This window comes from Longispora urticae (assembly GCF_053902585.1).
The window spans coordinates 86,445-106,665 of record NZ_JAQZSH010000048.1 but is presented as its reverse complement, the minus strand read 5'-3'; the positions used below and the strand labels follow the sequence as shown (position 1 = coordinate 106,665).

Genomic DNA, 20,221 nt, shown 5'->3' with positions numbered 1-20,221 from the left:
CCCGAGCCCGGTCGGCGAGTCGAACGGCCCTGCCACTAGGCCAACGCCGGACAAACCGGTACACTCCCGGTTCGGTGGAAGTTTCGCGTGAGTTTCACTGTTCACTGGCGCAACACCCGCCGCAGCCTGCATCATGGGTAACGACATTTCTGGCTGATCGAGGCCGTGGGGGAAGACGAACCTCGGTCACCCGGGAGGTCAACAGTGCCTACACGAGGCGTCGTGTATGTCCACTCGACCCCATCCGCCGTGTGTCCACACGTCGAATGGGCGATCGGGCGTGTCTTGCGCACACCCGTTCGACTCGAGTGGACGGCACAACCGATGGATCCGCCTGCCCTGCGGGCGGAGTGCACCTGGTCCGGTCGCCCGGGCGCCGGTGCTGAGCTCGCCGCTGCCCTCAAGCAGTGGCCGATGACCCGTTTCGAGGTCACGGAAGAGCCCAGTCCGGGGTACGACGGCGAGCGGATCATGTTCGTGCCCAGCCGCGGGTTGTTCCGCGCCGCGATCAGTGCGAATGGTGACATCACCCTCACCGAGGACCGGCTGCGTTCCCTGATGGCCGCCGCCACCGGCACGGAAGCCCTGGCGCACGGCCTGGACAAGCTCCTGGGCACGGCCTGGGACTCCGAGCTCGAGCCGTACCGGCACGCGGGCGACGGCGCGCCGATGACGTGGTTGACGCAGGTTGGCTAACCTGGCCCGATGATGTCGCCAGGTCGCCCACTCCTCTCCCGTCGCGTCCTGCTCACCTCCTCACTACTCGCTGTGGCCGGCGGGGCGCTGGCCGGCTGTGACACCCCGGGTGCGGACGCGAAGCCCGGGAAGAAGGACGAGCCCCTGTTGACCGACGGCCTCTCCGACGAGCAGCTGGTGGGGGCGGTGCTGATGCCGTACGCCTACGGCAACGACGCCACCGCCGTGTCGCCCGGTTCGGCGGCGGGCAACCAGCGGATCGGCGGGGTGGACACGCCGGCGCAGCTGCTCGCGAAGTACCACCTGGCGGGCCTGATCCTGGTCAGCGCGACGGCCGACGACCCGACGAAGGACACCAACCCGACGACGAACGTGCAGTCCCCGGCCCAGGCCAGGAAGCTCACGGACGGGCTGCGCGCGGCGACGAAGGGCCTGCCGCCGCTGATCGGGATCGACCAGGAGTACGGGGTGGTCACCCGGATCAAGGAGGGCATGGCCCTGCTGCCGACAGGCATGGCGTTCGGGGCGGCCGACGACGCGGCGCTGACCGGGGCGGCGTGGCGGATGGCCGGCGCGGAGCTGGCCGCGGTCGGCGTGAACGTGGACTTCGCGCCGAGCGCCGACGTGCTCGGCGGCCCCGGCAACACGGTGATCGGCTCCCGCGCCTACGGCTCGGACCCGGGGCTGGTCGGCCGGCACGTCGCCGCCGCCGTCAAGGGCCTCCAGGCGGTGGGCGTCGCGGCCTGCCCGAAGCACTTCCCGGGCCACGGGCACACGGACGTGGACAGCCACGAGGGCCTGCCGGTGCTGGAACAGGACCGGAAGACCCTCGACGCGCAGGACATCGCGCCGTTCCGGGAGGCGATCTCCGCCGGTACCTGGATGATCATGTCGGGGCACCTGGACACCCGGGCGATCGATCCGGGCGTCCCGTCGTCGCTGTCCCGCAAGGTCCTCGTCGACGTCCTGCGCGGCGAACTGGGCTTCAAAGGCGTGGTGGTCTCCGACGCGCTGAACATGAAGGCCCTGTCGCTGCCGTCCGGCGAGCTGGCCGTGAAGGCGCTGGTGGCGGGCAACGACCTGCTGCTGATGCCCGAGGACCTGAAGGCCGCGTACCAGGGGCTGCTCGACGGGTTGAAGTCCGGCGCGCTGCCGAAGGCCCGGCTGGTCGAGGCCGCCGGGCGGGTCCTGGCCCTCCGCAAACGCCTCGCCGGCTCGGAGCGCCCCGCAGTGGAGACCGTCAACGCCGAGGAGCACGTGGCCGTCGCCGCGAAGGCCGCCGCCGCCGCGGTCACGGTCCTGCGCGGCTCCTGCCCGGTGAAGGTCCCCGGTCCGCTGCGGATCAGCTGCTCGCCGGGCAACGAGCAGCGCGTCGCCTGGCTGACGGAAGAGCTCAAGCCCTGGGGGGTACCGGTGGGCCCGCGCGGCACCCACGTGCACCTCACGGGCTACGGGGACACGGCCGCCGACCTGGCCCCGGACGCGGCGGTGACGGTCGCCCTGGACACCCCGTACGTGCTCGGGGCCGCGAAGTCGCCGACCCTGATCGCGGTGTTCGGCGGCACCCGCGCCTCGATGAAGGCCCTCGCGGCGGTCCTGGCCGGCAAGGCCACGGCCCGGGGGAAGTCACCGGTCACCGTGCCGGGCCTGCCGGCGTCGAGCTGCTGACCGGGGCTGTCCGCTTCACAACCGGTGCTGCCCCTGCCCCTGGGGTAGGGCGCCGCGTCCCAGCTGACGGTGTGGCCGCGCGTTTCCAGTACCCGGAAACGTGGTGTTGATCTGGGGTGACAAACGACGAGCGCCCCCCAGTGACCGCTGGGGGGCGCTTGCCGTGTTGCGTCTAGAGCGGGATGTTCCCGTGCGCGCCGCGCGCCGCCGGGGCCGCAGCCATGGCCTCCGCGATCCGGCGCCGGGTCTTGGCCGGCTCGATGACCTCGTCGACGACGCCGATCTCCAGCGCCCGGCCGACGCCGCCGGCCGTGCGGGCCTGCTCCTCGATCAGCTGGGCGCGCAGGGCCTCGCGGTCCTCCGGCTTGGCCGCCGCGAGCTTCTTGCGGGCCAGGATGTTGACCGCCGCCGAGGCGCCCATGACGGCGATCTCGGTGTTCGGCCACGCGAACACGGCGGTCGCGCCGAGCGAGCGGGAGTTCATCGCGATGTACGCGCCGCCGTACGCCTTGCGGGTGACCAGCGTGATCCGGGGCACGACGGCCTCGGCGAACGCGTGCAGCAGCTTCGCGCCGCGCCGCACGACGCCGTCCCACTCCTGGCCGACGCCCGGCAGGTAGCCGGGGACGTCCACGAGCACGATCAGCGGCACGCCGAGCGCGTCACACATCCGGACGAACCGGGCGGCCTTCTCGGCGCTGGACGCGTCGAGGCAGCCACCGAGCCGCAGCGGGTTGTTCGCGATCACGCCGACCGTGCGACCGGCGAACCGGCCGAGGGTGGTGACCACGTTCGGGGCCCACTTGGCGTGCAGCTCCACGGTCGGGCCCTCGGTGTCGAGCATGGCCTTGACCACGGGCTTGACGTCGTAGGCCCGGTTGACCTGCTCGGGCAGGATCTCGCCGAGCTCCGGGGACTCGTTCACGTCGGCCGGGGAGAACCGGCCCTGGTGACCGAGCAGGCTAGCCAGCTCGCGGGCCTTGGTGAGGGCGCCGGCCTCGTCCTTGGTCGTGATGTGCACGACGCCGGAGCGCCGGCCGTGCGGCTCGGGACCGCCGAGGCGCTCCATGTCGACCTGCTCGCCGGTGACGCTGCGGACGACCTCGGGACCGGTCACGAAGATCCGGCCCTGGTCGGACATGATCACGATGTCGGTGAGGGCCGGGCCGTACGCCCCGCCGCCGGCCGCCGGGCCGAGCACCACGGAGATCTGCGGCACCCGACCGGACGCCCGGACCATGGCCGCGAACACCTGGCCGACCCCGTCGAGCGCCGCGACGCCCTCGGGGAGCCGCGCGCCGCCGGAGTGCCAGATGCCGATGACCGGCACCCGCTCGCGGACGGCGGCGTCGATGGCGTCCACGGTGTGCTGGCAGCCGTCGGTACCCATGGCGCCGCCCATGAGCCGGGCGTCGGAGCAGTACGCGATGACGGTCTGGCCGTCGATCTCACCACGGACGGTCATCACGCCCGAGTCGTCGCGGGGCGAGATGGCCCGCATGGAACCTGCGTCGAACAGCGCCCGGAGGCGGGGCTCCGGGTCCCGGTGATCGACGACGGTGTCGTCGGTCGAAGCGGAATTCGTGGTCATCACAGCGCTCTTCTCCTAAGCCCGGGTGAACAGCAGGGCGACGTTGTGCCCGCCGAAGCCGAACGAGTTGTTCAGCGCGGCGTCCAGGTGCATCTTGCGCGGTTCGCCCGTGACGACCTCCAGGGTCAGCCCCGGGTCCGGGACCTCCAGGTTGATCGTCGGCGGGATGAGCTGGTGGTGCACGGACAGGATCGTCACGATGGACTCCACCGCGCCGGCGGCGCCGAGCAGGTGGCCCAGCATCGACTTGGGCGCGGTCAGGACCGGGTGGCTGCCGACGGCGGCCTCGATCGACTTGACCTCGGCGATGTCGCCGACCGGGGTGGACGTCGCGTGCGCGTTGACGTGCCCGATGTCCTTCTTGGTCAGGCCGGCTTCCTTGATGGCCTGGGTCATGGCGCGGGCCTGGCCCACGCCCTCCGGGTCGGGCTGCACGATGTCGTACCCGTCGGAGGTCATGCCCGAGCCGGAGAGCCGGGCGTAGACCTTCGCCCCGCGCGCGGCGGCGTGCTCGGCGCGCTCCAGGATGACGACGCCGGCGCCCTCACCGAGGACGAAGCCGTCGCGGTCGGCGTCCCACGGGCGGGAGGCGCGCTCGGGCTCGTCGTTGCGGACCGACATGGCCCGCATCGAGCCGAAGCCGGCCATCGGCAGCGGGTGGATGACGGCCTCGACACCGCCGGCGACCACGACGTCGGCGCGGCCGGAGCGGATCATGTCCAGGCCCCAGGCGATGGCCTCGGCACCGGTGGCGCAGGCGCTGGTCGGGGCGTGCACGCCGGCCTGCGCGCCGAAGGTCAGGCCGACCCAGGCGGCCGGGCCGTTCGGCATCAGCATGGGGATGGTGTGCGGGGACACCTTGCGGGGCCCGTGGGCCTCGAGGATGTCGTCCTGGGCGAGCAGGGTCGTCGCGCCGCCGATCCCGGAGCCGACGACGACTCCGAGCCGGCCGCGGTCGACCTCGACGTCGTCGAGCCCCGCGTCGGTCCACGCCTCGCGGGACGCGACGACCGCGACCTGCTCGGAACGGTCCATGCGGCGGGCCTTGATCCGGTCGAGCTTGGTGCTCGGGTCCTCAGCCAGTTGGGCGGCGATGCGTACGGTCAGCTGGGCCGCCCAGTCCTGGGTGAGGGGGCCGACGCCGGAGCGACCGGCGAGTAGCCCGGCCCAGGTGGACGCGACGTCCCCGCCCAGCGGGGTGGTCGCGCCGAGCCCGGTGACTACGACGTCGGCGTGGCTCACTTGGCCGCCTGTGCCTTCTCGATGAAGGAGACGGCGTCACCCACGGTACGGAGGTTCTGCACCTCGTCGTCCGGGATCTTCACGCCGAACTTCTCCTCGGCCGCCACGACGACCTCGACCATCGACAGCGAGTCGACGTCGAGCTCCTCGGTGAAGGACTTCTCCTCCGCGACGTCCTCGGGGTTCACGCCGGCGACCTCTTCGAGGATCTCCGCGAGGCCTTCGACGATCTCTTCACGAGCCATTTCTGATGGTTCCCTTCATAGGTGGAAAATGCCGTTACGGGCAGCGGACGACCTGACCGGCATAGGTCAGACCACCGCCGAACCCGAACAGCAGCACCGGCGCACCCGACGGGATCTCCCGCCGTTCGACCAGCTTGGACAGCGCCATCGGGATCGATGCCGCCGAGGTGTTGCCCGACTCGATGACGTCGCGGGCGACGATGAGGTCGGGCGCGCCCAGCTTACGGGCGAGGGGTTCGATGATGCGCAGGTTGGCCTGGTGCGGGACGAACGCCACCAGGTCGCTGGGCTTGATGCCGGCGCGCTCGCAGGTCTCGGCGGCCAGCGCCGGGAGCGCGAAGGTGGCCCAGCGGAACACGGTCTGCCCGGCCTGCTGGATGTACGGGCGCCAGCCCTCGATGACGATCGCGTCGCCCTTCTCCGGGTCCGAGCCCCACAGCACGGGGCCGATCATCGGCTCGTCGCTGGCGGACACCACGGCAGCGCCGGCCCCGTCGCCGAAGATGACGGCGGTGGAGCGGTCGGTCCAGTCGGTGATGTCGGAGAGCTTCTCGACGCCGATCACGATCGCGTTCTTGGAGGCGCCGGCCCGGATGGCGTGGTCGACGGTCGCCAGGGCGTAGGAGAAGCCGGAGCAGGCGGTGTTGACGTCGTACGCCCCCGGGGCGGCGATGCCCAGCTTGCGGGCGACCCGGGTGGCCACGTTGGGGCACCGGTCGATGGAGGAGGTGGTGGCCACGACGACGAGGTCGATGTCGGCGGCGGTGAGCCCGGAGTTGGCCAGGGCCTTCTCGGCGGCGAAGCCGGCCATGTCGGCGACCGTCTCGGAGCCGGCGATCCGGCGCTCCTTGATGCCCACCCGGGACTGGATCCACTCGTCGTTCGTCTCGACGATCTGGGCCAGGTCGTCGTTGGTGAGGATCTTGGAGGGCTGGTAGTGCCCCATCGAGACGATGCGGGAGCCGGTCATGCGGTACCTCCGGTCGGGTGCAGCCGGGCGAGGGGCTGGCCCGGAGCGACCGGGTCCGCCGGACTGGCGAGCCATTCGATCAGGGTGCCGGCGGCGTGGGTGGTGACGTCGATCGGACCCTGGCGGGTCTCGACCTGGCCGATGACCTGGCCGTTCTTCACGTCGGTGCCCTCCGTGAGGCCCTCGGCCGGCTGGAAGTTGCCGGCGGCGGGGGACACCGCGACCTGGAAGTGCGGGATGGGCTCGTGGGTCGGGGCGACCCCGTGCCGGGCGATCAGGTCCCGGGCGGCCTTCAGGTCGTCGGGGGTGTTGACCTTGACGATCTCGACGCCCTTGATGGTGCGCTTGATCAGGCCGGCGAGCGTGCCGGCCGGCGGCAGCTCGATCACGGCGGTCACGCCCAGGTCGGCGAGGGTGTCCATGCACAGGTCCCAGCGGACCGGGGCGGTGACCTGGCGGACCAGGCGCTGGACCAGCTCGTTGCCGCCGGTGACGGCCGAGCCGTCGAGGTTGGAGAGTACGAGCCGGCTGGGCTGGTGCACGGTGATGCCGGGGGCGAGGGCGACGAGCGCCTGCTCGGCCGGTGCCATGTACGGGGTGTGGAACGCCCCCGCCACGGACAGCTTGACGACCTTCGCGCCGGCCGGCTTGTTGTCGGTGAGCTTGTCCAGCCCGGCCAGGGAACCGGCGGCGACGATCTGGCCGGCGCCGTTGCGGTTGGCGGGGTGGAGGCCGGCGGCCTCGATGGCGGCGAGCACCTCGTCGGGGTCGCCGCCGAGCACGGCGACCATCCCGGTGGGCTCGACGGCGCAGGCGGCGGCCATCTCGCGGCCCCGGACCCCGGCGAGGGTCACGGCGGCCTCGGGGCTGAGCACCCCGGCGAGGGCGGCGGCGCCGAGCTCGCCGACGCTGTGCCCGGCGACCAGCGCGACGTCGTGCAGCGGCAGCTGCTCGGCGGCGAGCAGGGCGGCGGCCACGAGGAGCGGCTGGGTCTTGGCGGTGTCCTTGATCTCGTCGGCGTCCGCGGTCGTACCGAGGTGGACGAGGTCGATGCCCGCGAGCGCCGACCACCACCGGAGGCGGGGTTCGACGCCGGGCAGGTCGAGCCACGGAGTGAGGAAGCCGGGCTTCTGTGAGCCCTGACCGGGAGCGAGTACGGCAAGCACACTTAAGACTGTGGCTGATCGAAGGAGGTCCGAGCCCTATCGCTCGCCACCAAACCTGACGACAAACGTTGTAGGTTTCCTACAAAGACATTCGGCCGTTCAGCTGAGTCAGTCTAAATGACCAGGTCAGAGCGTTGGGTGTGACGCGCCTCCCGATTCGTGACCGCCGAGTGAAACACCTCACGATCCGACCGGATCCAGCCGGCCGATGGTCAGGGCGACCCGCAGCGCGAACGCCTCACGCGGGTTCATCGGTGACAGACCGGTCACCTCGGCGATCCGGCGCAGGCGGTACCGGACCGTGTTCGGGTGCACGAACAGCTGCCGGGCGGCGCTCTCCAGCACCCCGCCGACGGCGAAGAACGCGTCGAGGGTGTCGAGCAGCTCGCCCCCGGCCTTGGTCAGCGCGCCGTAGATGTCGGTGCGCAGGATCCGCCGGGCCTCCGGGTCGCCGGCGATCGCCCGCTCCGGGAGCAGTTCGGTCGTCGCGACCGGCCGTGGTGCGGCCGGCCAGGCGGGGGCGGCCCGGAAGCCGGACAGCGCGGCGCGGGCCGACTCGGTGGCCTCGTCCAGGGAGGCGACGGCCGGTCCTACCACCACGGGACCGTCGCCGAACCCGCCGAGCAGCTTCTCCGCCGTGGCCAGCGGGTCGGCGGCCCCGCCGAGGACGACGACGAGCCGGTCGCCGTGCACCCCGCCGAGGATCTCCACGCCCATCCGCCGCGCGTACCGGTGCAGGACGTGCAGGACCGCGCTCGCCTCGCCGCCGGGGGAGCGGCCCACGGCCACGGCCACCGGGCTGGCGTCGGTCCAGCCGAGCGCGGCGGCCCGGCTGGCGAGGACGTCGGAGGAGTCCCCGCGCAGCAGGGCGTCGACCAGCAGGGCCTGCAGGCGCGCGTCCCAGGCGCCCCGGGTCTCGGCGGCGCGCGCGTACACCCGGGCGGCGGCGAACGCGATCTCCCGGGAGAACCGGAGCACCGCGATCCGCAGTTCGGCCTCCTCGCCGGGGGCGGCCAGGTGCGGGACCTGCTCCTCGACGACGTCGATCGTGACCTTGATCAGGGCGACGGTGTGCTGGAGCGTGATGGACCGGGCGAGTTCCCGGGGCGCGGCGTCGAACACCTCGTCGCTGACCTCGCCGGGGGTGCCCTCGCCGCGCAGCCACTCCAGGAACGACCGGACGCCGGCCTGGGCGACGAGCATGACCCAGGACCGCTGGTCGGCGGGCAGTTCGCGGAACCAGCCGAGGGTGTCCTCCATCTTCGACACACTCTGGGTCGCCAGGGCTCCGGCGGCGCGTTCGATCTGGCGGATCGTGGCGGTCAGTGGTGGTTCCGGGGTACTCACGGTCACCAGCCTGCCATGTTGGTGCCGTTGTCTCCTCCCGGGTCTTGTGAGCCAGACCACAGAGACGTTACTGTCCGGTAACTTCGCGGACATAGGGAGATGTTAATGCGTCGATTACTGACCCTTGTCGTGCTCGTCACGCTCGTCCTGTTCGGGGCGGCGGTGCCGGCGGGCGCGGCGACCGGTACCACCGGATTCTCGTTCTTCGACCTGACCGCGAGCGACGGCGTCGTCCTCAAGGCCAACGTGATCGCCCCCACCAGCCCGGGCCGGCACCCGGCGATCGTGTTCATCAGCAGCTGGGGCGTCAACGACCTGGAGTACCTGGCCCAGGCGAGGAAGTTCGCCGAGGCCGGCTACGTGGTGCTCTCCTACGGCGCGCGCGGCTTCTGGGCGTCCGGCGGCCAGATCGACACCGCCGGCCCCAAGGACATCGCCGACGCCCGCACCGCCGTGGACTGGCTCGTCGCGAACCCCGCCGTCGACCCGGCCCGGATCGGCAGCGCCGGCATCTCCTACGGCGCGGGCATCAGCCTCATCGCGGCCGGCCACGACCCCCGGATCAGGGCCGTCAGCGCTATGAGCGGCTGGTCGGACCTCGTCTACTCCCTCTACGACCAGCAGACCCGGCACGGCCAGTCCGTCGGCTTCCTCGGCCTCGCCGCCCTGATCACCGGCAAACCCTCGGCCGAGCTGACCGGGATCCTCGGCGACTTCTACGCCAACCGCGACATCGAGAACATCAAGTCCTGGGGCCGGGTCCGCTCCGCCGCCACCTACCTCGACGGGATCAACGCCCACCAGCCCGCGATCCTGATGGCCAACGCCTACGGCGACTCGATCTTCCCGCCCAACCAGCTCGTCGACTTCTACGGCCGCCTCACCGGCCCCAAGCGCCTGGAGTTCGCGCCCGGCGACCACGCGATCGTCGAGGGCCTCGGACTCGCCGGCCTGCCCAACCACGTGTGGGACTCCACCCGCCAGTGGTTCGACAAGTACCTCGGCAGCGGATCCGCCATCGGCCAGGGCGTCGTGCTCCGGCCGCACGGCTCCTCCGCCGTCGAGACCTACCCCGACTGGGCCAGCACCCGGACCGGCGTGACCCGGCTCGGCCTCGGCGAGGTCCGCTGGTGGGACGGCACCGGCCCGCTCGGCGGCACCCCCGCCACCGGCTGGTCCCGGCAGACCTGGCCCCGGGTCGACACCCCGGCCCACGGCGGCGTCGCGCTCGTCTCCGGCGCCCTCGACGCGCTCACCGGCGTGCCGCCCACGGTGTGGCTCCCGGCCGTGAGCAGGGTCAACGCCGGGGTGTGGACGTCGAACCCGTATGCCGGCGGGGTCAAGGTGCGCGGCACGGCGAACCTGCACCTGGCCGTCTCGCCCAGCGCCCCGCGCGGCACCGTCGTCGCCTACCTCTACGACCTGGACTCCCTCGGCACCGGCCGGCTGATCACGCACACGCCCGTGACCTGGCTGTCGGCCACCTCGACCCTGGACGCGGCCTTCCCGGCAGCGGCCTACGACGTCCCCGCGGGCCACCGCCTGGCCCTGGTCCTGGACGGCAAGGACTCCCTCTACCTGGACATGAACGACACGGTCGGCGCGACTGTCTCTTTCCAGGGTTCGTCGTGGGTTGAGCTGCCGATTCGTTGAGGTGGAATTACCGACCCGCTGAGGACGACGCTGGCGGCGCCTCGGCGGAAGGCGCAGGGCGCTGCCCAGGCTCCTCCCGCCGACGCTTGCCAGCCCCGCCCTCAGCGGGCCACCTCGGCTTAGATCAAGGGCCAGGGCAGAATCCAGATCAACCGCATCAGAGGGTTACGAGTCGGTTCCTGGGCCGGCGCGCGGCGGCACCTGCCCAGGGTGGCGGTCCGGGGCGCTACGCCGGGATCGTCTGCACCCCGGGCACGATCCGCTGGAAGAGCTGATCGCGGTCCGTGACGACCGGCCAGCCCCGCTGCAACGCCAGCAACGCCACGTGTGCCGCCGTCCGGTCCCCGTCGGCCATCACGGTGTAGCGGTCCAGCAGGTCGGGCGGCATCTCGCTCGGCAACGACAGCAGCCACATGTCCTGCTCGTCGCGGACCGGCACCAGGCGCAGGCGGTTGCGTTCCAGGGGGCGGGCGGCGTAGACCTCCGCGAGCACGCCGATCGGCACCAGCATCGTCAGGCTGTGCCGGCGGGCCGCCCGGGTGACGGCGGTGGCGTAGGAGGTGGCGTCGGCGAATTCGAGGAGCGCGGCCACGTCGAGGACCCAGCCGCTCACTCCACCGATCATGCGCCGCGGCGTGCGAGCGCGGCGGCGTCCTTGGCCATCAGGTTGGCCGCGAGCCGCTCGGGCTCAGCCAACCAGGGGCGTAACCGGTCCGTGTACTCCTCGAGGCTCGGAGACTTGCCCTTCTCGCGAAGGTTCTCGGCGCGACGGAGCGACGGGTCTACTGGATGGGACGGGGAGGCGAGAGCGGCTGTGATAGCCGCAGTGCGAGCGGCGGTCATCAACTCACAGTAGCTCCGGACCGGGTCAGCCGCCAGACCACATCCAGCCCGGTGTGGTTCCCGGACCGCTGCTCGGCGGGCACCCGTTCGACCTCGGTGAAGCCGAGCCGGGCCGGTACGGCGCCGCTGCGGGTGTTGGCCGCGTCGTGCACGATCTCCACCCGTTCGATGCCGGGCAGGGCGAACGCGGCGGCGATCTGCGCGCGGCAGGCCCGGGTGACGATGCCCTTGCCGACGGCGTCCGGGTGCAGCCAGTAGCCGATCTCCAGGGTGCCGGGGCCCCGCCGGGTCATCAGCCCGGTACCCCCGACGAGCCGGCCGTCGACGAAGATCGAGTAGTTGTAGTTCTCGCCGCTGTCCCAGTTCTCCACCGAGCGCGCCAGGAACTCGACGGTGTCCTGGTAGGTCTGCTCGACGGCCCACGGCATCCAGTGCGCGATGTGCTCGCGGCCGTCCTCGATCAGCGCGTGCAGCTCGTCGGCGAACTCGGGGCGTACCCGGCGGAGGACGACATCCTCGCAGGTCAGGGTCTCATCAGGCTCCATCGCCCGATTCTCCCCGACCCGCCGGACCGGGCCAACCGAGTTACGCCCGCCGGACCCCGCCAACCGCGATACACCCGCCGGACCGGGCTAACCGAGTCACGCCCACCGACCCACCGCGTGACCGGCTGCGGTGCCGGCGACCGCCCGTTCGGTGGAGACCCGCGCGATCGGCCGGCCCGGGGTCAGGTGTCGAGGATGGAGTGCAGCCAGGCGCGTTCCGCCCGGCTGGACGCCTTCGCCACGGTGAACATGCCCTGCCGGTAGGGGTCGGCGACGTCCCGGGAGCGGACGGGTCGGCTGCCGTCCTGGAAGAAGCTGCGGGGCGCCTCGAGGAACGCGAGCCGGCGACGGAGTACCGCGTGCTGGTCGGCGACGTCGGGGAGGCGGGACAGGAACGCCAGTACCGCGAAGAACTGGGCACTGTCACTGATCTCGGTGTCGGTGGGTTCCCGGAGCCGGCGGAGGAGTTCGGCCTGCCCGGCGGGGGTGAGTTCCAGGACCTGGCGGGGCGCGGCGCCGGCCCCGGCCTCGGTGCGCCGGTCCACGAGCCCCTTGTCGACCAGGCGGTTGATGGCCGGATACAGGCTGCCGTCGCTGACCGGCCGGGCGTGTCCGGACAGCGCCGCGATCCGGGTCCGCAGCTCGTAGCCGTGCAGCGGTTCCTCGGCGAGGAAACCCAGGATCGTCAGGACCAGCATGGTGCTATGGTGACGCCTCGAACCGAGGTACATCGAATCGAGGTATGCTATGAGAGAGTTCGGCGGGGCGGGCGCGCCCATCGTGCTGCTGCACGGCCTGATGGGCCGCGCCCGGGCGTGGACGGGCACGGCGGACTGGCTGACCGGCCACGGCCGGGTGCTCGGACTCGACAGCCGCGGGCACGGATCCGCACCGCCGGGACCGTTCGACCCGGAAACCCGGATCAACGACGTCGTCGGGGTACTGGAACAGACCGGCCCCGCCCTGCTCGTCGGCCACTCGATGGGCGGTATGACCGCCTGGCAGGTCGCCGGCCGCCGCCCCGACCTGGTGCGCGGCATCGTGGTCGTCGACATGTCCGCCCGGGGCGGGGGCCGCACGGCCGGCTGGCGGACCTGGTTCGACAGCTGGCCGGACTCCTTCGGGTCCCGCGCGGAGGTCGAGGCCTTCTTCGGCAGGAAACACCCGGGCCAGGGCAGGTTCTTCGCCGAGATCATGGACGAGACCCCGGACGGCAGGTTCCGCCCGCACTTCGACCCGGCACGGCTCCTGCACCTGGTCGACAGCTGGCAGCACGACATGCGCGCCGAACTCGACGCCGTGGAATGCCCGGCGCTCGTGGTCAGAGGCGCGCTGAGCTCCAGCTCCCGCGCGGACCTGGAGGCGATGGCCGCCCGCCTCCCACGCGGCGCGTTCGCCGAGGTCCCGGCCGCCGGCCACGTCGTGCACTACGACGACCCGACAGCGTTCCGGGCGGCCGTGGAACCCTTCGTGGCGGCGCTCTGAACCCTTCGCCACCCGCGCCGGGCCCCGCGCCCCGGGCCGCGTCATGCCGGGCCCCGGGCCCCGGGCCGTGTCACGCCGGGCGCCACGCCCGCGCCGGGCCGCTGGATCGAGCCCCCGGGCGGTCAGCCCCGGGGCCGGGTGAGCAGGCGGCTGACCTCGCCGTCCCCGGGGTCCACCAGGTCCCGGACATCGGCGTACCCGAGGCGGCGGAGCAGGGCCAGCGAGGCCGCGTTGTCCGGGGCGACGGTCGCGTGCACCTCGGCCAGGCCGAGCACGCCGAGCCCGTGCGCCGTGACGGCCTCCGCGACCTCCGTGCCCAGCCCGCGGCCCCAGGCCTCCGGCAGCAGCGCGTACACCAGCTCGTGGCCGTCGACCTGTGGGTCGGGGCTCGGCTTGATCTCGGCGTGCCCGACGTACCCGTCGCCTTCCACGATCGCCCAGACGTCCCACGTGATCACGTGCGGCTCGGCGAAGCCGCGCCGGAACAGTTCGCGCGGGTCCCTCGGGATCCCCATCCACCGGGTGACGTCCGCGTCGCTGAACAACCGGACGAAGCCTTCTTCGTCCTCGGGCACGTAGGGCCGCAGCTCGAGCCGGGCGGTACGCAGAATCGGGGTCACCCGCCCGAAACTACGCGAGGGTCCGGTCCGGGGCATCCGAGTTCCGGGGCCCACGGGTCCCGACTCACGGGCCCAGGATCGTCCCGAGTTCACAGGTCCGGGATCGTCCCGGGCTCACAGGTCCAGGATCGCCTGGGTCCAGGTCGAGGTCTCGGTGAAGCCCACCCGGTCGTTCACGGCGAGCATCGCCACGTTGCGGGTGTCGTTGCCGGTGGAGACCCCGGTGACGTCCGGCCGGGCGGCGGCCAGCAGGCGCAGCGACTCGTGCTTGATCGCTCCGGCCAGGCCCCGGCCCCGGTGGGCGGTCAGCACGGCCGCGTCGCCGGTGGACACCGTGGAACCGGGCTCGGGGGAGACGTACAGCCCGGTAAAGCCGACCACCCGGTCGTCGGGGTCCAGCGCGACGGTGACCCGCAGGTGCTGGCCGCGCGCGGCCAACACGGCCTCGGTCTCGCGGATCTGCGCGGCCGTGAACCGTTCCGGGGCCTCCTCGGCGTCGTGGGGCGCGTCGTTGATGGCCTCCCGGGCCACGGCGTAGGAATCGATCAGCGCGTCGGGGGCCGGGCCGTCCCAGGTCAGCAGCCGGTACCCGGGGGCGAGCGCCGGCGGCGGGGCGGTGACCGGCAACCGGAGCAACGACCGGCGGTACCGGCCGGTCACCCGTGCGCCGGTCGCGTCCAGGAACGCCGCTCCGGCGGGCCCGGCCGTCCACCCGACCAGGTTGCGGCAGCCCGCCGACCGGGCCTCCCCGACGGCCTGTTCCAGCAGCCACCGGCCGTGCCCGGCGCGCCGGTGCGCCGCCGCGACGACCAGCGCGTGCAGGTATCCCGTGTCCTCGCCGTCGCGGACGGTCAGCCGGGCGAAACCGGCGAGCCTTCCGGAGGCGTCGCGCAGGGCCTGGTTCCACAGCCGGACGGTGCCGGACCGCGGCCCGAAGTCCCGGCGCAGCTCCGCCGCCGTCGGCGGGGGCTCGGCCGGGGCGACGGCGGACAGGTGCTCGCACGTGAGCACGTGCAGCTCCGCCCACTCCGGGTCGGTGGCGGTGGCGGGGTCGAAGGTCACCAGGCGCATGGCACCCGACCCTAGCCTCCTGGGTGGCCGTGCGCTGTCCCGCTCCTCAGGGCTCCGGGCGGCACCCGAGGACGCTACGCACCGGACGCCCGAGGCGAGGTCGGGGCCGCGCGCCCCAAAGAGGCGGAGCCCCGGGAGGTGCCGGGAGGTCGTACCCGTCGGACCCGGGCACCCCTCGTACCCGTCGGAAAAGGAGGGTGGGGCCGGTGCGTGACCGGCCCCACCCTCCCGATGGAACGACTAGCTCTCGCCGCCCGCCTCGACCACGTCGATCGCGTTCACGTCGAGCAGCTGGTACTTCTTGACCGCCTGCGCGACCACGTCGGCCGGCACCTGGCCGGTCGCCGCGAGCTGCTGGAGGGTCGCGACCACGATCGACTCGGCGTCGACGTGGAAGTGCCGCCGCAGCGCGCCCCGGGTGTCGGAGCGGCCCCAGCCGTCGGTGCCCAGCGAGGTGTACTCGCCCGGTACCCAGCGCGAGATCAGGTCCTGGACGGCGCGCATGAAGTCGCTGACCGCGATCTTCGGGCCCGCCGCGTCGGCCAGCTGCTGGGTGACGAACGGGATGCGGGGCGGCTCCTCCGGGTGCAGGAGGTTGTGCTCCTCGCACTCGATGGCGTCGCGGCGCAGCTCCGTCCAGGAGGTCACCGACCAGACGTCGGCGGCCACGCCCCACTCCTCGGCGAGGAGGTGCTGCGCCTTGACCGCCCAGCCCATGCCCGTGCCCGAGGCGAGGATGTTCGCCCGGGGCAGGTTGGGGTGCTGTGCGGCCTCGGCGTAGCGGTAGATGCCCTTGAGCAGGCCGTTGACGTCGAGGTTCGCCGGCTCGGCGACCTGCAGCGTCGGCTCGTTGTACACCGTCAGGTAGTAGATGATGTCCTCGGGCGCCTCGCCGAACATCCGGCGGAGACCGTCTTCCATGATGTACGCGATCTCGTACGCCCACGCCGGGTCGTACGACACGATCGCCGGGTTCGTCGCCGCGATCAGCAGCGAGTGCCCGTCCTCGTGCTGCAGGCCCTCGCCGTTGAGCGTGGTGCGCCCCGCGGTGGCCCCGATCAGGAAGCCCCGGGCCATCTGGTCGGCGGCCGCCCAGATGCCGTCGGCGGTGCGCTGGAAGCCGAACATCGAGTAGAAGATGTACAGCGGGATGATCGGCTCGCCGTGCGTCGAGTACGACGTGCCGGCGGCCGTGAACGACGCCACCGAGCCGGCCTCGTTGATGCCCTCGTGCAGGATCTGGCCGGCCGTGGACTCCTTGTACGACAGGAACAGCTCCCGGTCGACCGGCAGGTAGTTCTGGCCGTGCGGGGAGTAGATCTTCGCCGTCGGGAACATGGCGTCCATGCCGAACGTGCGCGCCTCGTCCGGGATGATCGGCGCCCAGCGCTTGCCGATGCTCTTGTCCTTCATCAGGTCCTTGAGCAGCCGGACGAACGCCATGGTGCTGGCGACCTTCTGCTTGCCGGAACCCTTCTTCATGTCCGCGTAGACCTCCTTCGGCGGGAGCGCCAGAGGAATGATCTTGCGGCTGCGGCTCGGCATGCTGCCGCCGAGCTGGGAGCGCCGTTCCATCATGTAGGCGTACTCGTCGGAGTCGGTGCCCGGGTGGAAGTACGGCGCCGCGTACGGGTCGGCGAGCTGCTCGTCGGTCACCGGGATGTAGAGCCGGTCCCGGAACGTCTTGAGGTCGTCGACGGACAGCTTCTTCATCTGGTGCGTGGCGTTGCGGCCCTCGAAGTTGCCGCCCAGCGTCCAGCCCTTGATCGTCTTGGCGAGGATCACGGTCGGCTGGCCGGTGTGCTCGGTGGCCGCCTTGTACGCCGCGTACAGCTTGCGGTAGTCGTGCCCGCCGCGCTTGAGACCCCAGATCTCGTCGTCCGACATCGGCTCGACCATCTTCTTGGTCCGGACGTCCCGGCCGAAGAAGTGCTCGCGCACGAACGCGCCGGACTCCGCCTTGTAGGTCTGGTAGTCACCGTCGGGCGTGGTGTTCATGAGGTTGACCAGCGCGCCGTCGCTGTCGGCGGCGAGCAGCGGGTCCCACTCCCGGCCCCAGACGACCTTGATCACGTTCCAGCCGGCGCCGCGGAAGTGGCTCTCCAGCTCCTGCATGATCTTGCCGTTGCCCCGGACCGGGCCGTCGAGCCGCTGGAGGTTGCAGTTGACCACGAAGGTCAGGTTGTCCAGCTCCTCGCGGGCCGCGATGCCGAGCGAGCCCAGCACCTCGGGCTCGTCCGTCTCGCCGTCGCCGAGGAACGCCCACACCCGCTGGTCGGACGTGTCCTTGATGCCCCGGTTGTGCAGGTAGCGGTTGAACCGCGCCTGGTACACGGCGTTGAGTGAGCCGAGGCCCATCGACACCGTCGGGAACTCCCAGAAGTCCGGCATCAGCCGGGGGTGCGGGTACGACGGCAGGCCGCCGCCCGCGTGCGACAGCTCCTGGCGGAACCCGTCGAGCTGGTCCCCGGAGAGCCGGCCCTCCAGGAAGGCGCGGGCGTACATGCCGGGGCTGGCGTGCCCCTGGTAGAAGATCTGGTCCCCGCCGCCCGGGTGGTTCTTGCCCCGGAAGAAGTGGTTGAAGCCCACCTCGTACAGGCTGGCGGAGCTGGCGTACGTGGAGATGTGACCACCGACACCCACCCCGGGGCGCTGGGCGCGCTGGACCGTCATGGCGGCGTTCCAGCGGATGAAGGCGCGGATCCGACGCTCGAGGGCCTCGTCGCCCGGGAACCACGGCTCGCTCTCTGGCGGGATCGTGTTGATGTAGTCGGTCGTGGTGAGCGGCGGGACGCCGACCTGACGCTCACGGGCGCGTTCGAGAAGACTCAACATCACGTACCGGGCGCGCTGCCGGCCTCGCTCGTCGATGACCCCGTCCAGCGACTCGATCCACTCGAGCGTCTCTGCCGGATCGATGTCCGGGAGCTGGCTCGGAAGGCCGTCGCTGATGACCGGGCGCTTGCGTTCGGTGGCCACGGGCGTTCCTTCGTGTTCAAGAAAGTCGGCTTTTCGTTCCTCATCCTGCCCTGTGGGGGGTGTTCCGTCACGCCACCCGGCCACGTACGCGACGATCAACACAGCTACTCACCAGTAGCTTTACGCTCCCGTGCGGAGTCTGCGGGCGCCCGCTGTCCCGTTGAGGAGGTCAGACGGGTATTCTCCGGCGAGTTGGCCAAATTCCGAGGGCGTGCCACTTGCGCCGGGGCAGTATGGCTGTGTGGACTACACACTGAGGGCGTCGCTGGGACGCTCGCAGACTTCGACGAGGAGGCACTCGACAGTGAGCGCGACGGCTGGCCAGGCCGACGGTATCAAGAGTCTGGTGGACCGGCTCGGGATTGAGCCGGGCATGGTCGTAATGGAGATGGGGTACGACGACGACGTCGACGAGGATCTCCGCGACGCACTGATCGACCGCTGCGGCGAGCTCGTCGACGAGGACACCGATGAGGTTGTCGACGTTGCGCTGCTGTGGTGGCGAGACGGCGACGGCGACCTGGTGGACATTCTCGTGGACGCGCTGAGCCCGCTGGCAGACGACGGGTTCGTCTGGTTGCTGACTCCGAAGTCGGGGCGCGACGGTCACGTCGAGCCGGGCGAGATCTCCGAGTCCGCGCCGACGGCCGGACTCGCACAGACGTCCAGCATCAACGCGGGCAAGGACTGGGCAGCGGTCAAGCTGGTCGCCCCGCGTTCCGCGAAGAAGCAGCGTTAAGGAGCCACGCTAGTGACCCTGCAGCCCGGTACGACTGCGCCTGTTTTCACCCTCAAGGATCAGAACAACCAGGATGTCGCGCTCGCCGACTTCCGGGGTACCAAGAACGTTCTGCTCGTTTTCTACCCGCTCGCCTTCACGGGCATCTGCCAGGGTGAGCTGTGCGAGGTGCGGGACAACCTGCCCGCCTTCGTCAGCGACGACGTGCAGATCCTGACCGTCAGCGTCGACTCGCCGTTCACCCACAAGGTCTGGGCCGAGCAGCAGGGCTACGACTTCCCGCTGCTGTCGGATTTCTGGCCGCACGGCGCGGTCGCGCAGGCCTACGGGGTCTTCAACGACGAGAAGGGCTTCTCCAACCGGGGCACCTTCCTCATCGACAAGGGCGGCGTCATCCGGTTCGCCGAGGTCAACGGACCGGGCGAGCCGCGCGACCAGGCCGGCTGGACCAAGGCGCTCGAGGCCCTGGCCTAGGATTTCCGGAACCGACCGGCGGCGGGTTATTGTTGCCGCCGCCGGCTGGGGCGCGTAGCTCAGTGGGAGAGCATCCGCCTTACAAGCGGAGGGTCGGGGGTTCGAAACCCTCCGCGCCCACCCAGTTGTTGATCTATCTTGATGCCGCTCAGGCCCGGTCTTCACGACCGGGCCTGACGCATGTAGGGGACTGGTAGGGGAATCGGAGCCTCGTGCCGCCCACCCGAGCGGTGCATGGCGCAGCCGCGGATGCCGGCTTTCCGTCAGTCCCGGTCCGGGACCGCCGCGGCACCTTCCTCGGAGATCCGCCGGGCCAGCGCGGTGAACTCCGCCTCGGCGGCCTCCCGGGTGGCGAAGCGCCGCCGGAAGGAGCGGCCCGGGGCGCTGACGTGCAGCTCCACCGGCGTAGAGCTGCCCAGTCGGGCCAGGAAGTTCATCCCGGCCCAGATGGCGATGGCCGCCAACAGCAGCAGATCGAGCGCGGTGCCCGACCCCGAGCCGATGTCGAGGCCCGAACCGCCACGGAGCGGTGGGCGCACGCTCAACTGGACGGGAATCCCGTCAGGCCCCTTGACCGTCTTCGCGTCGAACTCGGCGGCCCTGGCCTCGGCGGCGCGCCGGCGGTCGATCCGCTCCCGCTCGGCGGCCAGCTTCTGCCGGTCCCGGTCACTCAGCCCGATGCCCACCGGCCCAGTATGGCGAGGGTCCGCACGGATCGCCGACCCCGAGCGGAGACCGGCCCGCAGACCGGCCAGCAGTCCAGCCCGGAGACCGACCCGCAGACCAGTCCGGAGACCGGCCCGGAGACCGGCCGGAGCGCGTGCCCCTGGCCAGGGCCTCCGCCGTCCCTGAGCGGGGGTTTTCGGCCCGCGAGAGCTGCCCCCGGC

At 71.7% G+C, this 20,221-nt stretch carries 19 protein-coding genes and 1 tRNA gene; 7 read left to right on the top strand and 13 right to left on the bottom strand.

Translation table 11 applies throughout. The annotated features are described in order from the left end of the window. The first annotated feature begins 204 nt into the window (after nt 1-204). Nucleotides 205-696 (top strand): DUF3145 domain-containing protein, encoded by a 492-nt coding sequence (locus tag PT931_RS33145; protein ID WP_197005214.1) that lies wholly within the window; start codon nt 205-207, stop codon nt 694-696. A 9-nt stretch (nt 697-705) separates the two neighbouring features. Continuing rightward, complete coding sequence (locus PT931_RS33140) at nt 706-2,364, top strand: glycoside hydrolase family 3 protein (protein WP_456249656.1); 1,659 nt, start codon at nt 706-708, stop codon at nt 2,362-2,364. 172 nt (nt 2,365-2,536) lie between these two features. On the opposite strand, the gene PT931_RS33135 is transcribed toward PT931_RS33140, so the two are convergent. The 6 genes from PT931_RS33135 to PT931_RS33110 all read right to left on the bottom strand — a co-directional run bounded on the left by PT931_RS33135 (nt 2,537) and on the right by PT931_RS33110 (nt 8,925). Next, complete coding sequence (locus PT931_RS33135; RefSeq protein WP_456249655.1) at nt 2,537-3,955, bottom strand: acyl-CoA carboxylase subunit beta; 1,419 nt, start codon at nt 3,953-3,955, stop codon at nt 2,537-2,539. A 15-nt stretch (nt 3,956-3,970) separates the two neighbouring features. Then, nucleotides 3,971-5,197, bottom strand: a complete 1,227-nt coding sequence (gene fabF / locus PT931_RS33130; protein ID WP_456249654.1) for a beta-ketoacyl-ACP synthase II — start codon at nt 5,195-5,197, stop codon at nt 3,971-3,973. After that, the gene (locus tag PT931_RS33125; RefSeq protein WP_456249653.1) at nt 5,194-5,442 is read right to left on the bottom strand and encodes an acyl carrier protein; all 249 of its coding nucleotides are present in this window, start codon (nt 5,440-5,442) and stop codon (nt 5,194-5,196) included. The genes fabF and PT931_RS33125 overlap by 4 nt, the downstream gene beginning before the upstream one ends. A gap of 34 nt (nt 5,443-5,476) precedes the next feature. Beyond that, nucleotides 5,477-6,412, bottom strand: a complete 936-nt coding sequence (locus PT931_RS33120; RefSeq protein ID WP_456249652.1) for a beta-ketoacyl-ACP synthase III — start codon at nt 6,410-6,412, stop codon at nt 5,477-5,479. Continuing rightward, a complete protein-coding gene (locus PT931_RS33115; protein ID WP_456249651.1) occupies nt 6,409-7,578 on the bottom strand; it encodes an acyltransferase domain-containing protein in 1,170 nt (389 codons plus the stop codon). Before PT931_RS33115 ends, PT931_RS33120 begins: the two co-directional genes overlap by 4 nt. 180 nt (nt 7,579-7,758) lie before the next feature. Next, a complete protein-coding gene (locus PT931_RS33110; RefSeq protein WP_456249650.1) occupies nt 7,759-8,925 on the bottom strand; it encodes a PucR family transcriptional regulator in 1,167 nt (388 codons plus the stop codon). A gap of 105 nt (nt 8,926-9,030) precedes the next feature. Here PT931_RS33110 and PT931_RS33105 point away from each other — a divergent pair, with 105 nt between their 5' ends. Continuing rightward, the gene (locus PT931_RS33105) at nt 9,031-10,578 is read left to right on the top strand and encodes a CocE/NonD family hydrolase (RefSeq protein WP_456249649.1); all 1,548 of its coding nucleotides are present in this window, start codon (nt 9,031-9,033) and stop codon (nt 10,576-10,578) included. A 226-nt stretch (nt 10,579-10,804) separates the two neighbouring features. Here the strand turns inward: PT931_RS33105 and PT931_RS33100 are convergent, their stop codons facing one another. From PT931_RS33100 to PT931_RS33090, 3 genes are all read right to left on the bottom strand, one after another. Then, nucleotides 10,805-11,191, bottom strand: coding sequence for a hypothetical protein (locus PT931_RS33100; RefSeq protein WP_363728737.1), 387 nt, complete (start codon nt 11,189-11,191; stop codon nt 10,805-10,807). Between the two features lie 229 nt (nt 11,192-11,420). Continuing rightward, nucleotides 11,421-11,966 (bottom strand): GNAT family N-acetyltransferase, encoded by a 546-nt coding sequence (locus tag PT931_RS33095; protein ID WP_456249648.1) that lies wholly within the window; start codon nt 11,964-11,966, stop codon nt 11,421-11,423. A 182-nt stretch (nt 11,967-12,148) separates the two neighbouring features. Next, a complete protein-coding gene (locus tag PT931_RS33090) occupies nt 12,149-12,664 on the bottom strand; it encodes a PadR family transcriptional regulator (protein WP_456249647.1) in 516 nt (171 codons plus the stop codon). A gap of 49 nt (nt 12,665-12,713) precedes the next feature. Between PT931_RS33090 and PT931_RS33085 the strand changes: the two genes are divergently transcribed. Then, complete coding sequence (locus PT931_RS33085) at nt 12,714-13,451, top strand: alpha/beta fold hydrolase (protein WP_456249646.1); 738 nt, start codon at nt 12,714-12,716, stop codon at nt 13,449-13,451. A gap of 122 nt (nt 13,452-13,573) precedes the next feature. On the opposite strand, the gene PT931_RS33080 is transcribed toward PT931_RS33085, so the two are convergent. The 3 genes from PT931_RS33080 to aceE form a co-directional block, all read right to left on the bottom strand. After that, the gene (locus PT931_RS33080; RefSeq protein ID WP_456249645.1) at nt 13,574-14,071 is read right to left on the bottom strand and encodes a GNAT family N-acetyltransferase; all 498 of its coding nucleotides are present in this window, start codon (nt 14,069-14,071) and stop codon (nt 13,574-13,576) included. 114 nt (nt 14,072-14,185) lie between these two features. Next, on the bottom strand, nt 14,186-15,142 hold the full coding sequence (locus PT931_RS33075; RefSeq protein ID WP_456249644.1) for a GNAT family N-acetyltransferase: 957 nt from the start codon (nt 15,140-15,142) through the stop codon (nt 14,186-14,188). Between the two features lie 240 nt (nt 15,143-15,382). Then, complete coding sequence (gene aceE / locus PT931_RS33070) at nt 15,383-18,121, bottom strand: pyruvate dehydrogenase (acetyl-transferring), homodimeric type (protein WP_456249643.1); 2,739 nt, start codon at nt 18,119-18,121, stop codon at nt 15,383-15,385. 304 nt (nt 18,122-18,425) lie between these two features. On the opposite strand from aceE, the gene PT931_RS33065 reads away from it, so the two are divergent. From PT931_RS33065 to PT931_RS33055, 3 genes are all read left to right on the top strand, one after another. Further along, nucleotides 18,426-18,860, top strand: a complete 435-nt coding sequence (locus PT931_RS33065; protein ID WP_363728962.1) for a DUF3052 domain-containing protein — start codon at nt 18,426-18,428, stop codon at nt 18,858-18,860. A gap of 12 nt (nt 18,861-18,872) precedes the next feature. Then, nucleotides 18,873-19,334, top strand: a complete 462-nt coding sequence (locus PT931_RS33060) for a peroxiredoxin (protein WP_456249642.1) — start codon at nt 18,873-18,875, stop codon at nt 19,332-19,334. 48 nt (nt 19,335-19,382) lie between these two features. Further along, nucleotides 19,383-19,454: transfer RNA gene (locus PT931_RS33055), tRNA-Val, on the top strand. Nucleotides 19,455-19,597: 143 nt separating this feature from the next. On the opposite strand, the gene PT931_RS33050 is transcribed toward PT931_RS33055, so the two are convergent. Further along, on the bottom strand, nt 19,598-20,020 hold the full coding sequence (locus PT931_RS33050) for a hypothetical protein (protein ID WP_456249641.1): 423 nt from the start codon (nt 20,018-20,020) through the stop codon (nt 19,598-19,600). Between the last annotated feature and the right edge of the window lie 201 nt (nt 20,021-20,221).

Excerpts from the sequence above, each read along its gene's own strand:
- PT931_RS33085 (WP_456249646.1), top strand. The coding sequence starts at position 12,714 with ATGAGAGAGTTCGGCGGGGCGGGCGCGCCCATCGTGCTGCTGCACGGC.
- PT931_RS33140 (WP_456249656.1), top strand. The coding sequence starts at position 706 with ATGATGTCGCCAGGTCGCCCACTCCTCTCCCGTCGCGTCCTGCTCACC.
- PT931_RS33090 (WP_456249647.1), bottom strand. The coding sequence starts at position 12,664 with ATGCTGGTCCTGACGATCCTGGGTTTCCTCGCCGAGGAACCGCTGCAC.
- PT931_RS33135 (WP_456249655.1), bottom strand. The coding sequence starts at position 3,955 with ATGACCACGAATTCCGCTTCGACCGACGACACCGTCGTCGATCACCGG.
- PT931_RS33075 (WP_456249644.1), bottom strand. The coding sequence starts at position 15,142 with ATGCGCCTGGTGACCTTCGACCCCGCCACCGCCACCGACCCGGAGTGG.
- PT931_RS33120 (WP_456249652.1), bottom strand. The coding sequence starts at position 6,412 with ATGACCGGCTCCCGCATCGTCTCGATGGGGCACTACCAGCCCTCCAAG.
- PT931_RS33125 (WP_456249653.1), bottom strand. The coding sequence starts at position 5,442 with ATGGCTCGTGAAGAGATCGTCGAAGGCCTCGCGGAGATCCTCGAAGAG.
- PT931_RS33095 (WP_456249648.1), bottom strand. The coding sequence starts at position 11,966 with ATGGAGCCTGATGAGACCCTGACCTGCGAGGATGTCGTCCTCCGCCGG.
- PT931_RS33105 (WP_456249649.1), top strand. The coding sequence starts at position 9,031 with ATGCGTCGATTACTGACCCTTGTCGTGCTCGTCACGCTCGTCCTGTTC.